Raw genomic sequence first — 20199 nt, forward strand, 5'->3', positions numbered from 1 at the left:
GATAGGTGTAAGGATGAATATGAACAAAAAGCACAATGGTTTAAATTTAGACACCTATCGTCAGTCGGCAACTTCTTATCAGCGTCATGGCCGTACCACTGCTGTCGATGATCATAGCGACTTACAGGTCCTAAAACGCATTAAACGTTATTTATTACCAAAAGACTTTGCCATCTCGCAAGACTTATTAGACGAGATAGTCGCAGGCTATGATATCGGTGATCCACTCGCGGATGCTTTAGCGGCTGACGGTATTCGTTTTTCTAAACCCTTACAGCACATCATTCTTGACGATACTCCGACCCATGACCCCATAACCCACTCTTCGTTTAGCGCCTTAACTGAACAATTTAGCAGCCATCCAGATTGGTTTGATCCTAAGCTTGCGCAAATTGGCGCAGTCGCCTATCGACGTTATCCGCTGATGCTTATTTGGCTACTTCGTAACGTCGCGCTGATGGCTGGCTATAGCATCCCTGCTCTTTCCTTGCCTTTGATTCAAACTGGTGCTTTGATGCACGATGCGCTACCGCGCTTGATGCGTACTTATGCTTATATTCTAGCGGTCTCTGAGCATCCACAATCAACTGCCAATATGGCTAACGACCGCCAGCCCATCGAGCAAGTGCTAGCGATTGGCTCTGAGGGGTGGCGGCAGTCCATTCAGGTACGACAAATCCATACACTGGTGCGACAAAACCTGCTTAAAGGTAAAGGGAATGCTGCTAAAGGTGTCATAGCAAATGCCGACCAGCATCATAATCCAGATGGCAGCTGGAACACGGATTACTGGGGTCTTCCTATTAATCAAACCGACATGATTGCTACCCATTTGCAGTTTTCGTTGTTGATTATGCGCGGCCTACGCCTACTGGGTGCACGCATCAGCCCTGAGGAAGCAGAAGGGATTTTACATTTATGGAATCTGGCCAGCTACTGGATGGGCGTTGATCTAGATCGCCTACCAAAAGACGAAGCGGCTTGTTGGGAATGGTTATATACCTACCTTTCTATACAACAACTAGATTTTAAGATGGGACAGCCGCTAGCAAAAGCCCTGCATGATTTGCCGCGTCAGCTGATGGGAGAAGACAATCGCCGTGGGCGTTTCGTTGAAATGGTCAATGCCAGTGTGACACGGACGCTAGTCGGTGATGATATCGGTGATGGCTTGGATTTGCCAAAATCAAAGATCCGCTTTGGCGTCTTATCATCAGTACCGATTCTCTTTGCTCTCGATACAGCGCGCCAGCACAATCAAGCTGTGGCGCATAAATTAGAAGCGTTCCGTGCCAAACGGCAAGACAATATGAATTGGTGGCTCAAAAAAAATGACGACTACTATAAGTAATGATGACTAGGGTCTGTTGAACATTTTAAGCGAAAAACTCAACTGCCCTGCGTGTTAATTGCGCGTATCTTGTATACGGTAATACCACTCAAGCTGCCGATCAAACCCCGTTTCTAATAAGCTAGCGATGACTCGTCCTGTTAAACCCCATACTGTTTCACCATCCACTTGCCAGCTGGGCGTAAGGATGGTCGCCATTTGATCTTGCATCGCATATTCTATCGCATACTCTACGGTGGGCTGAGTTAATAAGGTTTCAAAATCTGCCCAAAAAATGCGTGAGATTTCGCCAAGCTCAGGTACTAATACTAAATCTGGCGCAATAAGCGCGACAATCGGGCGTACACTCATACCGCTTTTGGACGTTTGGATCGGCAATTGACCAAGTAGCTGGACTTTATTGGGTGGTAGCGCCGTCTCTTCGCAAGCCTCACGTAATGCGGTAACGACATTGTTGCCATCGCCAGCTTCATGCTTACCGCCTGCACAAGATACCTCGCCAGCATGACTATTCATATGGGCAGCGCGGCGTGTCAATAGCAGCTTAGGATGACGTTCATGGGTGATGGCAACCAACACCGAGGCATCAGCAATGGGCGTCTGATATAGGCTGTCTAAAATACGAGTACGGCGAGAGGTGCCACCAGCGTTGTACATTGCTGGGCTGGTGACAGCATTTAATGTCTCATGCTGCACTCGCTCTGCCAATTTTCTAATAGTGGGATAACGAATAAAGTCTGGCACAGCGACTGACAATTCATCAAAACTTACAGACTGCGGGGGAAGTAACATTATAATTGCCTTGTATTTTTATCGGTATAAAGCTTTGTCACAATAAGATATTCATAAAAACAATAGTCATAAAATGATAGTTATCATCATCAAATCTATAGATTTATCATTAAATGATTTAATAAATGCTAGGGTGTGTCCTCATCTTAAAAATGGTGATAAAAATGAGGTAAATTGCAGTCAAACAAGGAACATAGTATTGAGGACATGCCCTAGAGCGTGTGCTAATTAAAGACCCAAAATAATGTCTCAATCTAGATTAGCGCAATCGCCTGTTTACTGCATGCTATTTATGTGACTGCCTATTTGTATCACAAGAATTAATTGAGAGCCTTTCTTTTATAGCAACAAACAACGACTCTGCGGTGAAATGATATAGTCAAGGAATTTTAGAATCGCTAAAAGGCGATCGACCGCAGATAGTACACTGAGTACATCTAGGACGGGTAACACGGTAGCGGTTTGAAAGTGCTCTGACTATACATTACTGTTATCATCATTCTGTGCAAAGAAAATATGTGCTATCTTAAGGTAATGGCTGTTATTTACGATCGTACGGCAGCATGACTGTTGCACCCTAAGTATAACGCTGCACACCCAAGCTATTACAGTGACACCCCATATCCTTTCTTATCATAATAACAAGGCAGTTTATATGCGCTATTGTCTACAATGTGGCAACGAGGCTGAACGTAAAATACCGGCCACCGATAATATCCCGCGTTTGGTCTGCCCAAATTGTGGCTATATTCACTACGAAAACCCAAAGGTCATCTGTGGCTCATTGGTCGTTCACAAGGGCCGAGTATTGCTATGCCGCCGAGCGATTGAGCCACAATATGGCTTATGGACGATACCAGCAGGCTTTATGGAGAATGGCGAAACCATCGCTGATGGCGCGGCGCGTGAGAGCTTTGAAGAAGCTGAAGCGGTGGTGACCAACCCTCATTTATACTGCCTCTATGATATCCCTGATATTGGGCAAATTTATGCGATTTACTTGAACGATCTCAAAGATGGCGCTTATGGTATTGGCTCTGAGAGTCTTGATTGTGCGTTATTTAGTGAAGAAGACATTCCATGGGATAGCATCGCCTTTGAAGCGGTACGTCGCACACTAACCAGTTACTTTGAAGATCGTAAGCAATTCGATAGCCATGATAAATTCCCTGTGCATCAAGATTATATTGGCAAAGACCAAAGCATTAAACGGTATTAATTGAGTGCTTAGGCACAAAAAAGCCAAGCTTGATGCTTGGCTTTTTTGTGCCTCATGGTAAGTCTGACCACCTTAGCTTTTTATTTTACAAACCTCAAAACCAAGCTCTTTTACCTTTTCTTCTTTGTCATAAGGCGCTAAGACTGCACGCACATGTTTTTGCCCTTGCAAATATTGCTTGGCAACGCGCTGTAAGTCAGCGACTGTCACGGCTAAAATTGACGCACGCATTTTACGCTGCCAGTCAGCACCGCGATGATGCAGATCAGAAAAACATGCTTTGATCGCTTCGCCTGCTGGAGATCCCGGTTTGTCCATACCGGAGATAATCCCCAAAATAGCTTCTTCCAATTGCTCATCGGTTTGCGGCTCATTTAATAACCATTCGATACTGGCATCAAAATGAGCAAAGGTCTCAGCGCACTGCGGATCACGGTAGCTAAAGAACTTAAAGGCGCAAGCATTGGCATCGTAGCCCGCACCGCCACCATAAGCACCGCCGCGCTCACGGATGGCGCTATGCAAATAGCCATTGCGCAAGTAAGGCGCTAATACCATCAAGGCTACTGTATCAGGATGATCAGCCGCTGGAACCGTATAGGCACTGGCATTATGATAGACATTGGTCGGCACTAACCATGCCAAGTCCTCAACATCGAGCGCGGCACCACTTTCTAACGATTTGACAACGTCTTTCTCACCATTTAGTGCCGCATCAAGTTGCAACTCAGCAAATTCGCTTGGGATATTGTCTTCAATACTAGCATCAGAGCTGCTTAGCTGCGCGGCAATACGTGGCGCTTGGCTGTCTTTCCAGCTATCGACAATCAAATGGCTTAAGCGTTCAGTTTGCTCGGCTTCACAGATGATGACGGCATGCTTAGGGAGGCTGATGAAACGTTGATGTAAATCCATCAAACTGGTGGCAAGCTTATCCCACTGCGCATCATCATTGCTGGCATGGGTTAAAAAGTCCTTTAACGCGTTCAATGCTGGCAGACCACTACGCACATACTCTAACTGCGCTTGGCGACTCATACCACGACTGGCCGTTTGCATCGCATAAGCATGCCCTGAACCAGCAAGATTTGACTGCCAACCTGCTTGGCGTTGCTGCAGAATTTCTTTGATACGGTCATGCTCCGTAAAGACGCTGTGCTCCATCACTTCTTTGAGTAAATCAATCGCCTCAGGCTTGCGGTTTAGCGCGCGCGTTGCCACCACAAAATAACTGCTGATAGACTGGCTGTCATCGATATTGGTACGTTGGCTGATACGCGCTGTCACACCTGACGAATGCGCCGCTTGCTTGGCTTGCATTTCATGGGCGCTTAGCGAGTCGGTACCCAGCTCAGACAGTAAGCTTAAATAAATAGGCAGTAGCGGATGATTAATGACTTCATTGACGGGTAACTCGCTTGTACCTGCATTACCAATCGCATCGGTCAACGGCACAATCACTTGATAATAATACAAGCCATTGGTGCCTGCTTCATATTCAAATAAGGTGCTGTCTTGGCCACTCAAATTCACTTGTTTTTGCTTGCCTTGCTTAAAGCTGATATCCGTCGGTACGTCATCCAAGCCAACTTTTGGCAATAAGCTCAAATCATCTGGTGCCGCTTGGCGCGCTGCCAAATCTAATGCTTGCTTGTGCAAAATGGCTTTATCATCAGCAGTCAAATCCATGGCGATAGTGTCGAGACGCGTTTGCTCAGCTGCCGCTAAACGAGCAGTTTTTTCGCTGTCAGGCGTCAGAGTAACGCGGACACGGTGCTGATTATCAAGCAAATGAGTCTTAATTAAATTCGGCAACCACTGCTCGTCTTTTACTTGCTCACGCAGCCATTGCAAATGCTCGTCAACTTCCCACACATCGATTGGATTGCCATCATGAATGGCGGTACTAAAGCCTTCTAGCATGAGATTCAAACCATAAGGAATGCTGTCACCGCCGATATGACGCTGATCTATCTCAATCTGATGCAGGATGGTTTCAATCGTTTCGTCATCGACTGGTGAGTTTGCAACTTCGGTCAGCAAATCAATAATGCCCTGCTCGACTGCTTCGGCATGCTCTGGGTTTGAACCGCGCAGACCCGTATAAAAGACCATTTCATAATGACTGTCATCCAGTCCCAATAGCGGACTTGGTGCTTTGCCGAGTGGATGGCTGTCCAGATAAGCACGCAACGGCGAGCCAGCATGCTCAATCAACACGCCTTCTAGTAGACGCAAAGCAAGGCGCTGCTTGGGGTCGGTAATCGATGGCAATAACCACGCCACAACATGATGGGTTTGGTCAGGGCCAGCTTCGTCAGCGGTATAAGTGTCGGTAGCGCTAATCGGTGCAGACAGACGTTTTTCTGGACGCGATACATGCTTCTTGCCCGCCTCAAACTGAATCAAGGCATCTTCATGGATTTTTGCCTGCGTCTCAGCGACAGGAATATTACCAAAACTCATAATCACACTGTTTGATGGGTGATAATGGCTTTGATGAAATTCGACCAGCTCATGATGGGTCAAGTCAGGAATATCAGCAGGTTCACCGCCCGAATTATAATGGTACGTCGTCGTTGGGAAGAGATGATGGGCAACGGCATGATACAGCTGATCAATCTCGCCGCTCATAGCGCCTTTCATTTCATTAAAAACGATACCCTTAAATTGCGGCTTGTCATTTTCATCTAACTCAACACGAATACCTTCTTGAGCAAAATCAAGCGGATGAATATTCGGGAAAAATGACGCATCAAGATAAACGGCAAGCAAGTTAAAGTAATCATTTTTGTTTTGTGTGGCGTACGGATAAGCCGTCCAATCAGCAGCGGTCATCGCATTCATAAAGGTATTGAGCGAGCGCTTAATCATCGAAAAGAACGGATCACGCACAGGGAATTTCTCAGAACCACATAAAGCCACATGTTCTAAGATGTGCGCTTCGCCTTTTGAGTCCATTGGCTGGGTGCGAAAACCTACCAAAAACGCATTTTCATCACTTGGATGTGCTAAGTGATAATGCATCGCACCAGTCTTAACATGCTGACTGATCAGCACATCCATCGATAGCGCCTCAATATGGCGATGTTCAATCAACTCAAATGCGGAGTGCAATGTTAGGTCAGCGGTAAATGCGGTGTCAGTCATAGTTGTCCTTAGCTCATTATGTAGATAATGCCCTGCAGTTCAGGGTAAATAGAATGGTAACAATGTGCGTGATAAAATGATCATTAAAATTTAACGCTCAAAATTTTATCGGTTTTATGGTGGGTAAGCTATAGCAATGAAAAAATGGGTCTAGCGCTAATAGATGGGGCTAGCAGACAGAGAAGTCAAGGCATTATCCTAATAAAGAGCAGCGCTGATATAGTCAAATCCATATAAATCCGCTACATCGTCATCCTCGCTAAGCATACTAATGTATAACTTGCGCTCGGTTTCCTTGTATCGAAATTATTTGAATCTAACTATAGTACAATTAGGAAGGACAATACCTTAGCGCTTTAAAAGTATGCCGACATTACTTAACAGCAGTCATTAGTAGTGCTATAGTTAAGACTACTTGCTACGAGGAGCACCTCATGAGTTACCAACATATTTTACTGGTTACCGATTTGTTATCTGATGCCGACACAGTGGCGCAAAAAGCCAAACAAATCGTCGATAACCGTCCGGGTTCTAAGCTGTCTGTACTGCATATTGTCAAAGATACGATGGTTGGTTTTGGCTATGAGCTAGTACCCGCCTCTAGCTTATATGACCAGATTGACGATGAGCGTTGCCAAGAAGCACGAGCCAAGCTAGCACAATTTTTAGAGCGTAATGGCTTAACCGCCGTCAATGCCGAGGTGACCACCGCCATCTCTAGTAGCGAAGGTATCGTCAATTATTGTCATAAGCATGACGTTGATTTACTGGTTATCGGTCGTCATGAGCGCCATGGTATCGTCGCATGGCTTAGTGGGGCAACAGCAGATAATATTTTGCCAAATGTACCCTGCGATAGCTTAGTCGTGAGACTGGATAAGCCTGTTAATAAATAAGCGCTCACCTTTCAATAAACAATGCTTAAGTGTAAAGGCGGCTTAGCTTTAATGAGTTAACTTGAGCCGCTTATATTACAAGCTAAACATAACATTTTATAAAACGTCCTATAGTCATGGCTATGGGACGTTTTTTATTATATGTCTCTAACCCTCATTCTGATGTCAAAATATCAATAAAGCTTTGCCAAATTGGGCTTTGATGGCGGGCTTTGTGCCACACTAGCCACCAAGTTCGCGACAAATCGATGCCTGCCACTTTTACTTGTACTAACTTACCGCTGACCAATTCTGCCTCAATCACGTGCTGTGATAGACAACCCAGCCCAATATCGGCACTGACCATATGCTTGATCGCCTCCGATTGCTGAATGGCCATGATGACTTCGGCATCGGGCATATGCTGTAATAATTGCTCATCGATAATTTGCCGAGTACCCGAACCTGCTTCTCGCACCAATAATGGTAATCGTGCCAGTTGTTCAATACTAAGCTCGTAGCAATTATCCACATCGTTATATGCTGCCATATCTGTCAGCCATTTGCTATCGCGTTTGGCAAAGACTATCAAGGTGTCCGTTCGCCATGCATGCTGCTCAATGACCTTAGTATCCGCAGGTCGCGGCATCCCTTCTACTAGCGCAATATCTATATTTAGCTGCTCGACCTCCGCGACTACCTCTTGGGTATTGGCGATATAAGTATTCACATTTGCATTTGGCAAGGCTTTATATAACTCAGCCAGCAACGGTGGCAATACATAGTTACCTATGGTCGTACTCGCGCCAATATGAATCTGTCCTGCTTGGTGCTTGTGATAATGTTCAAGCGTCAGTGACTGCCCCAAAATTGCTTGCGCTTGCACATAAATGGGATGGGCATTTGGATGCTGATTAAGCCTACGCCCAACGCGCTCAAACAATGGCATTTGCAGTCTAGATTCAAGCTCAGTCAGCGCGCTACTGACGGCTGACTGTGATAAATGCAGCGCTTCCCTGGCACGGCTGGTGCTGCCTGTCTGATAAATACTCACAAATACCGCCAATTGTTTTAGCGTAATCTTCGGTAGCGTCTGCATCGCTTTTTTCATTAATTAATGACACCTTATGCCCGTCTTTTAGGACTAATTTTTTAATATCAATCTCTTGATATTGTTCTCTTTAATATAGCTTTTTAATACCAGATTCTTGCTATCAAACGATTAATACAATCCTGTTAACCTAAAAAATCGATAGCTTGTATCTTATTAATCTGTTTTTATTATAAATCAGCTTATCTTATACTGTCTATTCATAAGTTTATGCTTATGTCGATTAGCAATAATAGGATAGCTCTGTCATGCACGCTTTTACCCACTCAGTGAATCGTTACTTTCCAAGCAATCGGCACTTAGCAGGATTGGTCGTGGTGCTGGTCGGTAGTTTATTTTGTTTATGGCTCAATACTGGTCTAGACACTTGGTCGAACGGGCGCATCGTCGGATTATCTTCCTTAACATTGGCAATTTTGTTCGGTATGCTGTTGGGCAATACGGTGTATCCTAATTTCGCTGAGCAGCTAAATGCTGGTGTGTGCTTTGCCAAAGGTCAAATCTTGCGCCTAGCGATTATGTTTTATGGGTTTAAGCTGACGATGACCCAAGTGGCTAGCGTAGGTATACCAGCGATTATGATGGATGCTCTGGTACTGACATCGACTTTTTTATTGACCTATTGGCTGGGTACAAGATGGCTAAAAGTCGATAAAAAAACGACTATATTGATTGGCTCAGGCGCGAGTATTTGCGGGGCAGCCGCAGTGATTGCCGCAGAGCCAGTGGTAAAAGCAGAAGCGCATAAAGTTACTATCGCTGTGGCAACCGTCGTCGTCTTTGGCACTATTGCGATGCTACTCTACCCATTCCTATATCATCTTGGTTGGTTGCAGCCTTGGTTAAATGCTCAGCAATATGGCATCTATACTGGCTCGACCATACACGAAGTCGCGCAAGTCGTGGTGGCAGGTAACGCGATTAATCCTGAGGTTGGTAATACAGCCGTCGTGACCAAAATGATACGTGTCATGATGCTCGCCCCTTTTCTACTGATTTTATCCTTTGCTTTGACTAAGGGTGACAATGATGGTCATGGCGAAAAAATATCATTTGTAGACCGCGTTAAACAGGTCAACGTGCCATGGTTTGCCTTTATTTTTATTCTTATCGTCATACTGCACACATGGGTGCCGATGTCTGATAGCTTTGAGCAGAGTATGGTCAAGTTTGATGATGTTTTGCTCACGATGGCTATGTTTGCACTGGGTTTGACGACTCATCTGAGCGCGATTAAGCAAGCTGGCGTGAAGCCACTAATCTTAGGTGCTATTATGTTTGCTTGGCTAATCATTGGTGGCGGTCTGATTAATATTGGTATTAGCTCTATCTGATAGATTCACCACACTCTTTAAAAAAAGGCCTCCAACTATTTATAGTCGGAGGCCTTTTTAATATATAGTCAAAATACCCCAAAAACGCTATGATACTGCCGATATCAATTTTTTGTAGCCTCTGTCTGCACAGGCACAGCAAGCAAGAAAAATTGATATCAGCAGTGCGTGATGGTTCGATATTAATTTTCACTGACTATATTATTGTATCTAATATTAAATGACAGACGAAAAAAAACGAACCCGAAGGTTCGCTTTTTTTTCATCTTGCTCTAAGTGTCTATAAAGACAGATTAGATAGCAACGATGTTATGGGCTTGTGGGCCTTTTTGACCTTGAGTTACAGTGAACTCAACTTCTTGGCCTTCAGCTAAAGTTTTGAAGCCTGAACCAGTGATTTCGCTGTAATGAGCAAAAACGTCTGCGCCAGTTTCTGGAGCGATAAAACCAAAGCCTTTAGCTTCGTTGAACCACTTAACTGTACCTTTTTGAGTATCTGACATATTGATAATCCTACTTTTTAATTTATTAATGGCCTAGTGACCGGTAACGCTTGCAAATAGCTACTGAACGATAAATATTAAAACGAAGGATTATAACTAATACTACGAGGTAATGATTTGGTGCAGAACTGCTCTTAAGCTTGGGCGTATTATAAGGGGTACATCCTAGTATCGCAAGCCTTATCTGACATTTCGTGTAACAAAGCCCTTTTATTAGTCATTTTTGGTGCAAATTGCAACGATTTTAGGCATTTGGCAAGCGGAACAAATACACCGCAACCCCACTACAAACAGTGGCTACCGCCCATGCCATCCACATTGTATCGGCTGGCAAGCGATAAAATAACATTGCCGTCGATATAGTCATCATTATCGTTGCTAACCACTTGGCATAGAAGGGTACGGCATGATTATTTTCCCAATCACGGACAAACTTCCCAAAGTATTTGTGATTGATCAGCCAAAAATGGAAGCGTCGTGAGCTGCGTGCCCAGCACCCTGCTGCCAGTAGTATAAAAGGCGCAGTTGGCATCACGGGTAACAGCACTCCTATAATCCCCAATATAAAAAATATCCAACCCAGTATGACAAACGTCCAACGCACTGCGGGGCTTCTCGATTGATTGGTATTAGGTCTATAGTAAAATGTTTTTTTATGATTGGTCATATAAGTAGTGTCATTCAACGATGTATCAGTTGGGGTAAGTAGCTACTGGTTTATAAAATAGCTACCTATATAGGTAGCTAAGCATGCGATATTGCTCAAAACGGTACAAGGCTATTTTTACGAGGTTTTTGCTATTAATAAGTATGTTTGGTTAGTGGTTGAGTAAGTGAGCTCACAACCTTTGACTGAATTTTTAGCAAAAAAACCCGCTCACAGTCTAAACTATGAGCGGTTTTTAGTTTTAGTGACAAATGTCTGATTGGTTTATTTCGTGACTATACCAAGTTGCTTGGCTTCTTTTAGCCACAGTGGAAACTCTTCTAACATGTTTTCATACAAAGCTTCTTCGCTGATGTCGTCCAAGTCATCTAATTCAAAGAAGTCGCAATTATCAATCACGCGCCCTGTCATGTCGTCTAGTTTTTTTAGGATGCCATAACCACGACCACCCAAGCCCACAAACTGCCAAAATATCGGTAGCTTCGCCACTTCCGTCATGACTCTCGTGATACCGCGATTGTCATTCACCCCGCCATCACTGATAAATAATACGTAGATAGGCACATCCAAGCCGTCCTTTTGATAAAACTCCGTCACGGCTTTCATGACCTCTGCTTCGTTATTGATGCGTGGGCCAAGTGCCCATTTGCGCCAGCCGCCATGAGCGTTGTCAATGAAACCGTCATAGTTGCTCAGCCCAATCTCACCCAAATACTGCGGATCTCGAGCAAACGCCCAGCAGTCTAGCGCTTGGTCATCATCGAAGCTCACTGCCAATGGCAATATGCGATTGACCACTTCTTGCACGCGGCCTTTTTTGTACTGTCTGTTCATTGAGCCTGAGGCATCTAGCACCAACGCTACCTTTGCCGTTAATTGCTGCAATTGGCGTTTCTCAAGCGATATGGTAGCTTTTTTGGCCAGATTGACCAGTTTTGGGGCTTTGTCTAGCATGACCTTTTCTAGCGATGGTTTTGCTTGAACTGGCGCTGTGGTCGCTTCTACTGTCGAGCTGCTCTCTTCTACGTCACCACCGAAATGCTGCACGATGGCGGCAAGTCCACCATTAAAGCCTTGCGCGACGTTAGATACTCGCCACACGCCACTCTTACGGTAAAGCTGCATCAGCATACTGGCTTGCTGCTGAGCAAAGTCTGCTGCTTGATATTCTGCCTGTGCCTTTTGTGACTGCTGCCAAATGCCAATCTCTAACGATTGAATTTGATTGAGCGGCGTGTCGGCTGATAACACAAAAAACAAGCTGTCTATATTCGTAGCCAGTTTGGATAAGTTAACCTCAAACTCGGCTTGGATGCCTTTATTCGCCGTTGGCTGCGACTCGTAATGGGTGAGCTTGATTTGCCCGCACGGTGAGGTTGGCTGATTATAAAACACCATGTAATCATCATTGATCAGTTTGCCCGCTGCGTCTAAGGCAAAGCAGCTGATGTCCATCTCGATTGGGCTTTGGCGAGTGAATTTAAGCGTGATGGGTGCGGTATCGTTGATAGCAAAGTTACTTAAAGGCGCGCGTTGTCCGACGGTGAGATGGTTCATGATTTTCCTTAACGTTGTGTATGTCGTTTGACAGCTACGATAGTTTGCCAAATTAAAACTGCAAACCATATATAAAACAATAGACTCACGAACTCTATACCACTTTTACCTGTAAGAAATCTACTAAAGGGTAAGAAGTTTTTTGCAAAATCATTAGCTCTAATGGATACATAATCAAAATTAGAATGCCAAAGATATGTATTCTTAGCTTCAGTGAAAAATGAGTGATGCCAGTAAATTATTGCCGTATATATCACAATGCTCGCTACTAGCCACACAATAGGTAACACATAATTGCCACCAAAGTCTGAAATCCACCTATTAGAGAATAGTATAAATCGCTCAAACAAACTACCTCTATTGACCTTGAGCTCTTTTCTGTAAGCTTTCATCTCCTCAATAAAAAACTTATTCGCTTCAATCTGATTACCTGCATCATCAAATGAGCTTTTCACAATTCTAAATGTTTCCCGTTTAGTATTTAGTGAATTAATTTTCACACCTAAAAAATTAGGTTTATCTTTTAAATTATTTTTCGAAAAATCTAATCCTGAATTAAAATTAGCACCTCTAAAACTTGAAAAATCCATAAAAGTTACATGCTCGAACACCGTCAAATAACTAAGTCTAGTACTTTCAGGGCTCTTAAATAACGACTTCTCTTCTTCAGTTAAATCTTTATCATCTACCGATAATCCACATACAACCTCTTCAAAACCTGCAAAACTATTAAAAACACTCTTGTTGAAATCGATTTTCTTAAACCTACTTTTAAAAGAGTCAAATATCTTATCTACATTAGAGTTGATAAATTTAAAATCTTCTATATTCCTATACTTTATCTCAACTTTAGACTCAAACTTAGTATCTATTATTTTTATAATATTTATATTCTGAATATTTTCTTTAAACGTACATCCATAAAATCTTAAATTATCTATGTACCTCTTATCAAGTCCGTTTATCTTAAAATCAGATTTAAATATGCAATTCTCTATGTGAATACTATTAATATCATAGCTATTTTTGAATTCTTCAAAATAAATATTTACAGACTTGATATCAGAGTCTTTAAGAGGGTCTGGAAATAGAAATAAATTTTTATGTATCGTCAAATTAATAATAAATACATCTTTTTTAAAATTACAGTTTGCAAACATATTACAATATATATCGTTAGAAAATATTGATGGAGTCAAACGTACATTTTCTTTAAACTTACAACCTACATATCTGTACTTAATAATGTTTTCATTATTTTTATCTACTACTTGTGAAAATGGATATATCAGTAAGTCATCATTAAAATTACAATTTTTGTGATAGCAATTATAGAACCCGTTAAAAGATAAATAACCGAATTGACACTCTTCAAAATTAACACTACCTAAATATCTTATTATTGTTTTAATATTCAACATTAAATCTTCAAGTCCACTATTTCTTGGGAAAACTATATTTTTAACTATAATACTTACTTCTCCCATTCTTTCTTTTAGTTCATTATTCAAAATAATATTTTTATGCTTAAATTCATGGATAGAATAATTACGTATAGCTACTCCATCTTTATTTACTTTATAGAAAGTATTTTTCAAAATATTTTCATATAAGTATTCCATAAATACGTTAGCAAACTCCTCCAAGTAATTATCTATATCTTTTTTTTCAACCCCTTCATCTGAACAATGCAAAACACAGTAATCAAGCTCTCGAAAAATATCATTTTTACAACCACTTGGTAATTTACATTTCATTTATTTATTTCCCAATCGAATTAAGCGCATACAATTTATTCACACTAATTTTTTTACTCATACTGTGGATGTAAATTTGTAGAATAGCATACAAATATTCAGTATTTACTAGGGACAAGAGCTACTCAGAGAACTAACCAGTAGACAATAAAAAAACGCCATCACAAATGTGACAGCGTTCTTTATTACTATAGATACTTACGCTTTATTCACAACGCCTTTAACTGCTCCATCTGCGCCGTCATCGCCGTCAACTGCCCTTCTAGCTCAGCCAGTTTTGCCTTTTCAGCATCGACCACTTCCGCAGGTGCTTTACTAACAAAGCCTTCATTACCTAGCTTACGGGCGATGCCTTCAGATTGACCTTTCAACTTATCATATGACTTACCCAAACGTGCCAGCTCAGCCGTTGGATCGATTAGCCCTTTCATCGGTACAAGTACACGTAACTGACCAACCATACTTGATGACGATAGCGGCACCTCATCGCCTTCTTTGACGATCTCTAGGCTCTCGACTTTGGCAAGCGCTTTGAACTGGTTTTTGATACGTGACAGACGTGCATCTTCGTCGCTAGATATATTTTGCAGCAGCACTGGCAGACGTACCGCATTACCCAGTTTCATCTCACCACGGATGTTACGGACGCTAGCGATTAGCTCCTGTAGCCACGCCATATCCGCTTCAACCTGCTCACTGATTTGTGCGTCATCCGTTTTTGGATAGTCAGCGACTACAATGCTATCGGTGTCTTTGCGATTCAGTAGCGGTGCAACCGTCTGCCAGATTTGCTCAGTCAGATACGGCATGATTGGATGGCTAAAGCGTAGCGCCGTCTCTAGTACGTGCAGTAGCACATAGCGGATTTGCGCTTTGCGCTCATCAGACACCGAGTCATCATTTAGACTGGCTTTGGCAAGCTCAACGTACCAATCACAGTACTCATTCCAGATAAACTCATAGATATCTTGGCTGACCATATCGAGACGATACTGGGCGAAATGCTGATGGATATCGGCAATGGTAGAGTTCAGGCGACTCATGATCCATTTTTCTGGTAATTCCCAAACGTCAGGGTTCGCAGCTTGGTCGATAGGCTTGGCAGTACCTTCGCTATCGACACAGTTCATGAGTACAAAACGGCTGGCGTTCCAGATTTTATTACAGAAGTTACGATAGCCCTCGACACGCTTTAGATCAAAGTTGATATCGCGACCGGTACTGGCTAAGGATGTGAAGGTAAAGCGCAGTGCATCTGTACCAAAGGCTGGGATGCCTTCTGGGAACTCTTTACGCGTTTGCTTTTCGATTTTGGCCGCGTCTTTTGGATTCATCATATTGCTGGTGCGTTTTTCTACCAGCGCTTCTAGATCAATACCATCGATTAGGTCAATCGGATCTAAAACGTTGCCTTTTGATTTTGACATTTTTTGACCATTGCCATCACGCACCAGACCATGCACATAAACGGTCTTAAATGGTACTTGCGGCGTGCCATCTTCGTTTTTCACGAAGTGCATGGTCATCATGATCATGCGGGCAACCCAAAAGAAGATAATGTCAAAACCCGTCACGAGCACGCTGGTTGGATGGAAGGTATCCATCACGCGTGGATCGGCGTTGACGTCTGCCCAGTCAAGCGTACTGAATGTCCATAGACCTGAGCTGAACCACGTATCGAGTACGTCATTATCTTGGCGCAATACGATATCATCGCTTAGATTGTATTTACTACGAACTTCAGCTTCGTCACGGGCGACATAGATTTCACCCGTCGCATCGTCATACCATGCAGGGATACGATGTCCCCACCACAACTGACGGCTGATACACCAGTCTTGCAGATCGGTCATCCACGACATATACATGTTTTTGTACTGCGCAGGGACGAACTCGATGCTACCGTCTTCTACTGCGTCAATCGCAGGCTTAGCAAGCTCTTTAACAGCGACATACCACTGATCGGTCAACCACGGCTCAACGATCGTACCGCCACGCTCAGCACGCGGGGCTTTTAGGGCATAGTCTTCGATGTCTTCTAGCCAGCCTTGCTCGCCTGCTTGCTCTACAAGGAATTTACGTGCGGCAAAACGCTCAAGTCCTGCATACTCACTAGGCGTGGTCTCTAACTCTGGCTCACGCGTCTGCAAATCAGGATAGACTTCCATCGCTGCTAAGATATTGGCGCGCTCATCGAGAATGTTAATCAATGGCAAGCTATGACGACGACCCAATTCATAATCGTTGAAATCGTGCGCTGGGGTGATTTTGACACAGCCTGTACCAAAGTCTTTTTCGACATAATCATCAGCGACGATAGGCACGACGCGACCAGTGATTGGTAAGGTAATGGTTTTGCCGACTAAGTGCGCATAACGCTCATCGCTAGGATTGACTGCAACGGCGGTATCACCAAGTAGCGTCTCAGGACGCGTAGTTGCTACGACCAGATAGTTTTTACCATCTTGAGTGGTTAGGTCTGCATCGGTGAAATGATAGCGGAAATGCCACAAACTGCCTTTTTCATCGTGGTTTTCTACTTCTAAATCTGACAGTGCGGTTTGGAACTTAGGATCCCAGTTGACCAAACGCTTACCACGATAAATAAGTCCATCATCAAATAGACGAACGAACACTTCTTTTACCGCATTGGACAGACCGTCATCCATGGTAAAGCGCTCACGTGACCAATCAACCGAGCTGCCCAAACGGCGAATTTGACTGGTGATATTACCGCCCGACTCTTCTTTCCATTCCCATACTTTATCGATGAAGTCTTCACGAGTCATGTCACGGCGCTTGATACCTTGTGCTTCTAGGCGACGCTCAACGACCATTTGCGTGGCAATGCCCGCATGATCCGTACCCGGTTGCCATAGCGTATTGTCACCATCCATGCGGTGATAACGCGTGAGCGCATCCATGATTGCATTGTTAAAACCATGTCCCATATGTAGTGAGCCAGTGACGTTCGGCGGTGGTAGTGCGATAGAAAATGACTCGTCTTTGTCAAAAGTCGGCTTAAAATAGCCGCTTTCTTCCCAGCCTTGATACATGCCTGCCTCGACTTCCGCAGGATTGTAGGCATTCTCTAATTGGCTTAAGGCGGCTTGGATAGACTGGGTTAAATTATTTTTGCTATTAGGGTTACTCATAAGGCTCTCAGACTAAAACGTAAATGGATTAAATAAATAGTAAGCAAAAGTATGGTTATCGCTGAATTCATACAATTAACCAACGCAAGCTGGGTTCAGGCATAGCGCTAACGCTGGATAATAATAGGTGATTCGAGCAAACAAAAAAGTTAGTAGGATGATTTTATCTTATATGGGCAGATTTTGTTAGTATCGAATGCTTTTTCGATACTTGCAGTCGTTATGGCCTTACTGTAACTTATTAAAATAAGCTTTTTTGCATTGCAGCAACATGGCGACGGCTATGACGTTGACACTGGTTTGACCGTTATTTTTATATCCTTCACTCACCGCTCCTCTTATATAAGTTTACTGTCATGCCTAATACCAAAGATAATTCTAATAAAAATAATGATCCGAGCTCGACAGCTAGTATTCACGCGGCGCAGAGTAGTGGCAATGCCGATGAGAATGACAATAGCAAGGCGTTAGAAGTGGCTACTGGAACCAATCAGGATGGCGCTCAAAATGAAAGCCAAAATGGCTCTGAAGACGCAAACCAAAATGAAGGTGTGCCCAAAGGTGACGCCATAAAAGATGAAGACTTGCCAAAAGAGATCAGTGACGAAGACAAAGAAACCATCAAAGAAGTGGCCAGCGATGACAACTTAAGCGAACCAAAAAGTTATGCCAGCATCTTAGTCGAACAAGTCATCGATGCCAAAGAAACCTTTAATCGCTCGCTTGGCTCGTTATTTACCAGTGCCTTTACCGCAGGATTGGAGATTGGTATTAGCCTGTTTATGATTTTGTCCGCCTTCGCCCTATTGACCGATGTAATGCCCAATCAATATGCCATGGTGCTGGCGTCATTACTTTATCCGATTGGCTTTATTATCGTCGTCATTGGTCAATCGCTATTGTTCACTGAGCAAACGTCTCTGCTAAGCCTACCAGTGCTCAATGGTATCGAACCATTAAACAAACTCATGCGGCTTTGGGGGATTGTCATCGCTGGCAATATCGTTGGCGGTTGTCTATTTGCAGCGTTGATGATCGGTTTGGGTTTGCATATGCATCTGTTTGACGTCAGCGATATCGACGCCTATTCCGAGCATGTTTTAGGATTTGAATGGTGGGTTATATTTGGTAGCGCCGTACTAGCAGGTTGGATGATGGGCGTTGCTGCGTGGCTTGTCACCTCGGCACGCGACACCCTTAGCCGTATCGTGCTGGTGTCGTTGATCACAGGCAGTATTGGCTTTTTGGGTTTGCATCATAGTATCGTGGGTAATATTGAGGTATTTTCTGCCCTACTCTATGGCAACACCGTCGGATTTTGGCGTTACTTGATATTTTTGGTGGTGGTAATATTGGGCAATACCGTCGGTGGCGTGGTATTTGTCGCAGTTCTCAAAAACCGTACTTTCTTATTTGATGTCGCCAAAGTTAAGCAGCAAAATAAAGACAATCAAATATCGAGGATGGATAGACGACATCGCTAGAGCAATCAAATGACTATCAAATTATTATCAACTCATAAAGGCTCTGATTCGCACAAACATATGCCAGCGCAAACTCATTATTTAAGAGTGTGCGCTGGCAATATTTTATGAGTAATTATATTTTATAAGCAATAAGTGCTCAACACTGACGACACATTTAGAGCATACGTGCAGCCAAAACACCTTTCTCAATTTCCGTCTTCTTCATCTTATTATACTTTGCGCTAAATATGCGCACCAAAATACCTGCTGTCAAGAACATGACTAACGTATAGATAGCTGGTGTCATCGACATGTCGTAATTAGACAATAGCGTGAGCGCCATAAATATAGATAAGGTGCTGTTTTGCAAGCCGACTTCCATAGTGATGGACGTCCGTTGTGCTAGGTTTAAGCCCAACCATTTACTGCTATAGTAACCAAGCGCCATGGTTGACAGGTTTAGTAGCAACGATACTGGTCCGGTAGCGATCAAGGCCTCAACGATGATATCTCTTTGTACATAACTCAAAAACACGACCAAGAATGTCAAAAACGTCACGCCAAAACGAGAGACTATGACTTGTGAGCTATCAGCAACTCTTGGCGCAAAGCGTTTGATCAGCATACCAATACTAATAGGCAGAATGGTGATGACGAATAAAGAAATCATTGTCTTTATAATCGGCAGTTGAAACTCGCTCCCAGCACCCATAAAGTGAATCAGTGAAAAGCTCAGGACAACAGGAATACTAAATACCGTGACGACACTAGCAATGGCCGTCATAGTGACTGATAACGCTACATCGCCTTTGGCAAGGAAGGTAAATAGGTTGGAAGTGGTACCACCCGGACAGAGCACGAGTAACATGACCCCTACCGCATACTCAGGTCGCAGCGGCATGATATTTGCCAGTGCAAAACCAATTATCGGCAATAAGATAAGCTGATTGAGCAAGCCAATACTGACCGCTTTTGGGTATTTCAAAACACGTTTAAAGTCGTTGGTAATGAGGGTCATACCCATGCCCATCATAATCAAAAATAGGCAAAGGGGAATAACGACTGAGTTTACTAAGGTGACTATTTCAAGATTTTCCATAACTACATCCATGTAGATAAGACCTGTCTATAGGTCGACACACAGCGCTTGTCCTTAATGCACTTGATCAAAGCACTTAATGGCTAGGTTGCTGTAGAATTTATAACGATATTTTTCACGCTAGCGGTATAAGCCAATCCTGCTAATACACGTACACCAGCAT

Annotated in this window: 14 protein-coding genes; 5 read left to right on the forward strand and 9 right to left on the reverse strand. The window is 43.4% G+C overall.

From position 1 onward, the window contains the following. The first annotated feature begins 19 nt into the window (after positions 1-19). Positions 20-1351, forward strand: a complete 1332-nt coding sequence (locus IE130_RS10680) for an oxygenase MpaB family protein (RefSeq protein WP_189585656.1) — start codon at positions 20-22, stop codon at positions 1349-1351. Between the two features lie 54 nt (positions 1352-1405). Here IE130_RS10680 and IE130_RS10685 read toward each other — a convergent pair whose 3' ends face one another. Continuing rightward, entirely contained in the window at positions 1406-2143 is a 738-nt protein-coding gene (locus tag IE130_RS10685; RefSeq protein WP_189585659.1) for an NUDIX hydrolase, read from the reverse strand. A gap of 655 nt (positions 2144-2798) precedes the next feature. Between IE130_RS10685 and IE130_RS10690 the strand changes: the two genes are divergently transcribed. After that, positions 2799-3362: an NUDIX hydrolase gene (locus tag IE130_RS10690; protein ID WP_189585662.1), complete on the forward strand. Its 564-nt coding sequence runs from the start codon at positions 2799-2801 to the stop codon at positions 3360-3362. Positions 3363-3434: 72 nt separating this feature from the next. Here IE130_RS10690 and IE130_RS10695 read toward each other — a convergent pair whose 3' ends face one another. Beyond that, entirely contained in the window at positions 3435-6512 is a 3078-nt protein-coding gene (locus IE130_RS10695; RefSeq protein ID WP_189585665.1) for an insulinase family protein, read from the reverse strand. Positions 6513-6946: 434 nt separating this feature from the next. Here IE130_RS10695 and IE130_RS10700 point away from each other — a divergent pair, with 434 nt between their 5' ends. Beyond that, complete coding sequence (locus tag IE130_RS10700; RefSeq protein ID WP_010201658.1) at positions 6947-7408, forward strand: universal stress protein; 462 nt, start codon at positions 6947-6949, stop codon at positions 7406-7408. A gap of 154 nt (positions 7409-7562) precedes the next feature. Here the strand turns inward: IE130_RS10700 and IE130_RS10705 are convergent, their stop codons facing one another. Then, entirely contained in the window at positions 7563-8498 is a 936-nt protein-coding gene (locus IE130_RS10705) for a LysR substrate-binding domain-containing protein (protein WP_189585668.1), read from the reverse strand. A 248-nt stretch (positions 8499-8746) separates the two neighbouring features. Between IE130_RS10705 and IE130_RS10710 the strand changes: the two genes are divergently transcribed. Continuing rightward, positions 8747-9832: a YeiH family protein gene (locus IE130_RS10710; protein WP_189585671.1), complete on the forward strand. Its 1086-nt coding sequence runs from the start codon at positions 8747-8749 to the stop codon at positions 9830-9832. Positions 9833-10125: 293 nt separating this feature from the next. Here the strand turns inward: IE130_RS10710 and IE130_RS10715 are convergent, their stop codons facing one another. From IE130_RS10715 to IE130_RS10735, 5 genes are all read right to left on the reverse strand, one after another. Next, positions 10126-10335 carry a cold-shock protein gene (locus IE130_RS10715; protein ID WP_010201661.1) on the reverse strand — a complete coding sequence of 70 codons (210 nt, stop codon included), beginning with the start codon at positions 10333-10335 and terminating at the stop codon, positions 10126-10128. Positions 10336-10579: 244 nt separating this feature from the next. Then, on the reverse strand, positions 10580-11002 hold the full coding sequence (locus IE130_RS10720; protein ID WP_189585674.1) for a YbaN family protein: 423 nt from the start codon (positions 11000-11002) through the stop codon (positions 10580-10582). A gap of 264 nt (positions 11003-11266) precedes the next feature. Further along, positions 11267-12559 (reverse strand): VWA domain-containing protein, encoded by a 1293-nt coding sequence (locus tag IE130_RS10725; protein WP_189585677.1) that lies wholly within the window; start codon positions 12557-12559, stop codon positions 11267-11269. 8 nt (positions 12560-12567) lie between these two features. Further along, positions 12568-14316: a hypothetical protein gene (locus tag IE130_RS10730; protein WP_189585681.1), complete on the reverse strand. Its 1749-nt coding sequence runs from the start codon at positions 14314-14316 to the stop codon at positions 12568-12570. Positions 14317-14525: 209 nt separating this feature from the next. Continuing rightward, positions 14526-17471, reverse strand: a complete 2946-nt coding sequence (locus tag IE130_RS10735; protein WP_189585684.1) for a valine--tRNA ligase — start codon at positions 17469-17471, stop codon at positions 14526-14528. A gap of 356 nt (positions 17472-17827) precedes the next feature. Between IE130_RS10735 and IE130_RS10740 the strand changes: the two genes are divergently transcribed. Next, entirely contained in the window at positions 17828-18955 is a 1128-nt protein-coding gene (locus IE130_RS10740; protein ID WP_189585687.1) for a formate/nitrite transporter family protein, read from the forward strand. Between the two features lie 157 nt (positions 18956-19112). On the opposite strand, the gene IE130_RS10745 is transcribed toward IE130_RS10740, so the two are convergent. Next, positions 19113-20036, reverse strand: a complete 924-nt coding sequence (locus IE130_RS10745; RefSeq protein WP_189585690.1) for a bile acid:sodium symporter family protein — start codon at positions 20034-20036, stop codon at positions 19113-19115. Positions 20037-20199 lie beyond the last annotated feature (163 nt).

It is taken from the genome of Psychrobacter glaciei, assembly GCF_014652895.1.
Taxonomy (GTDB): domain Bacteria; phylum Pseudomonadota; class Gammaproteobacteria; order Pseudomonadales; family Moraxellaceae; genus Psychrobacter; species Psychrobacter glaciei.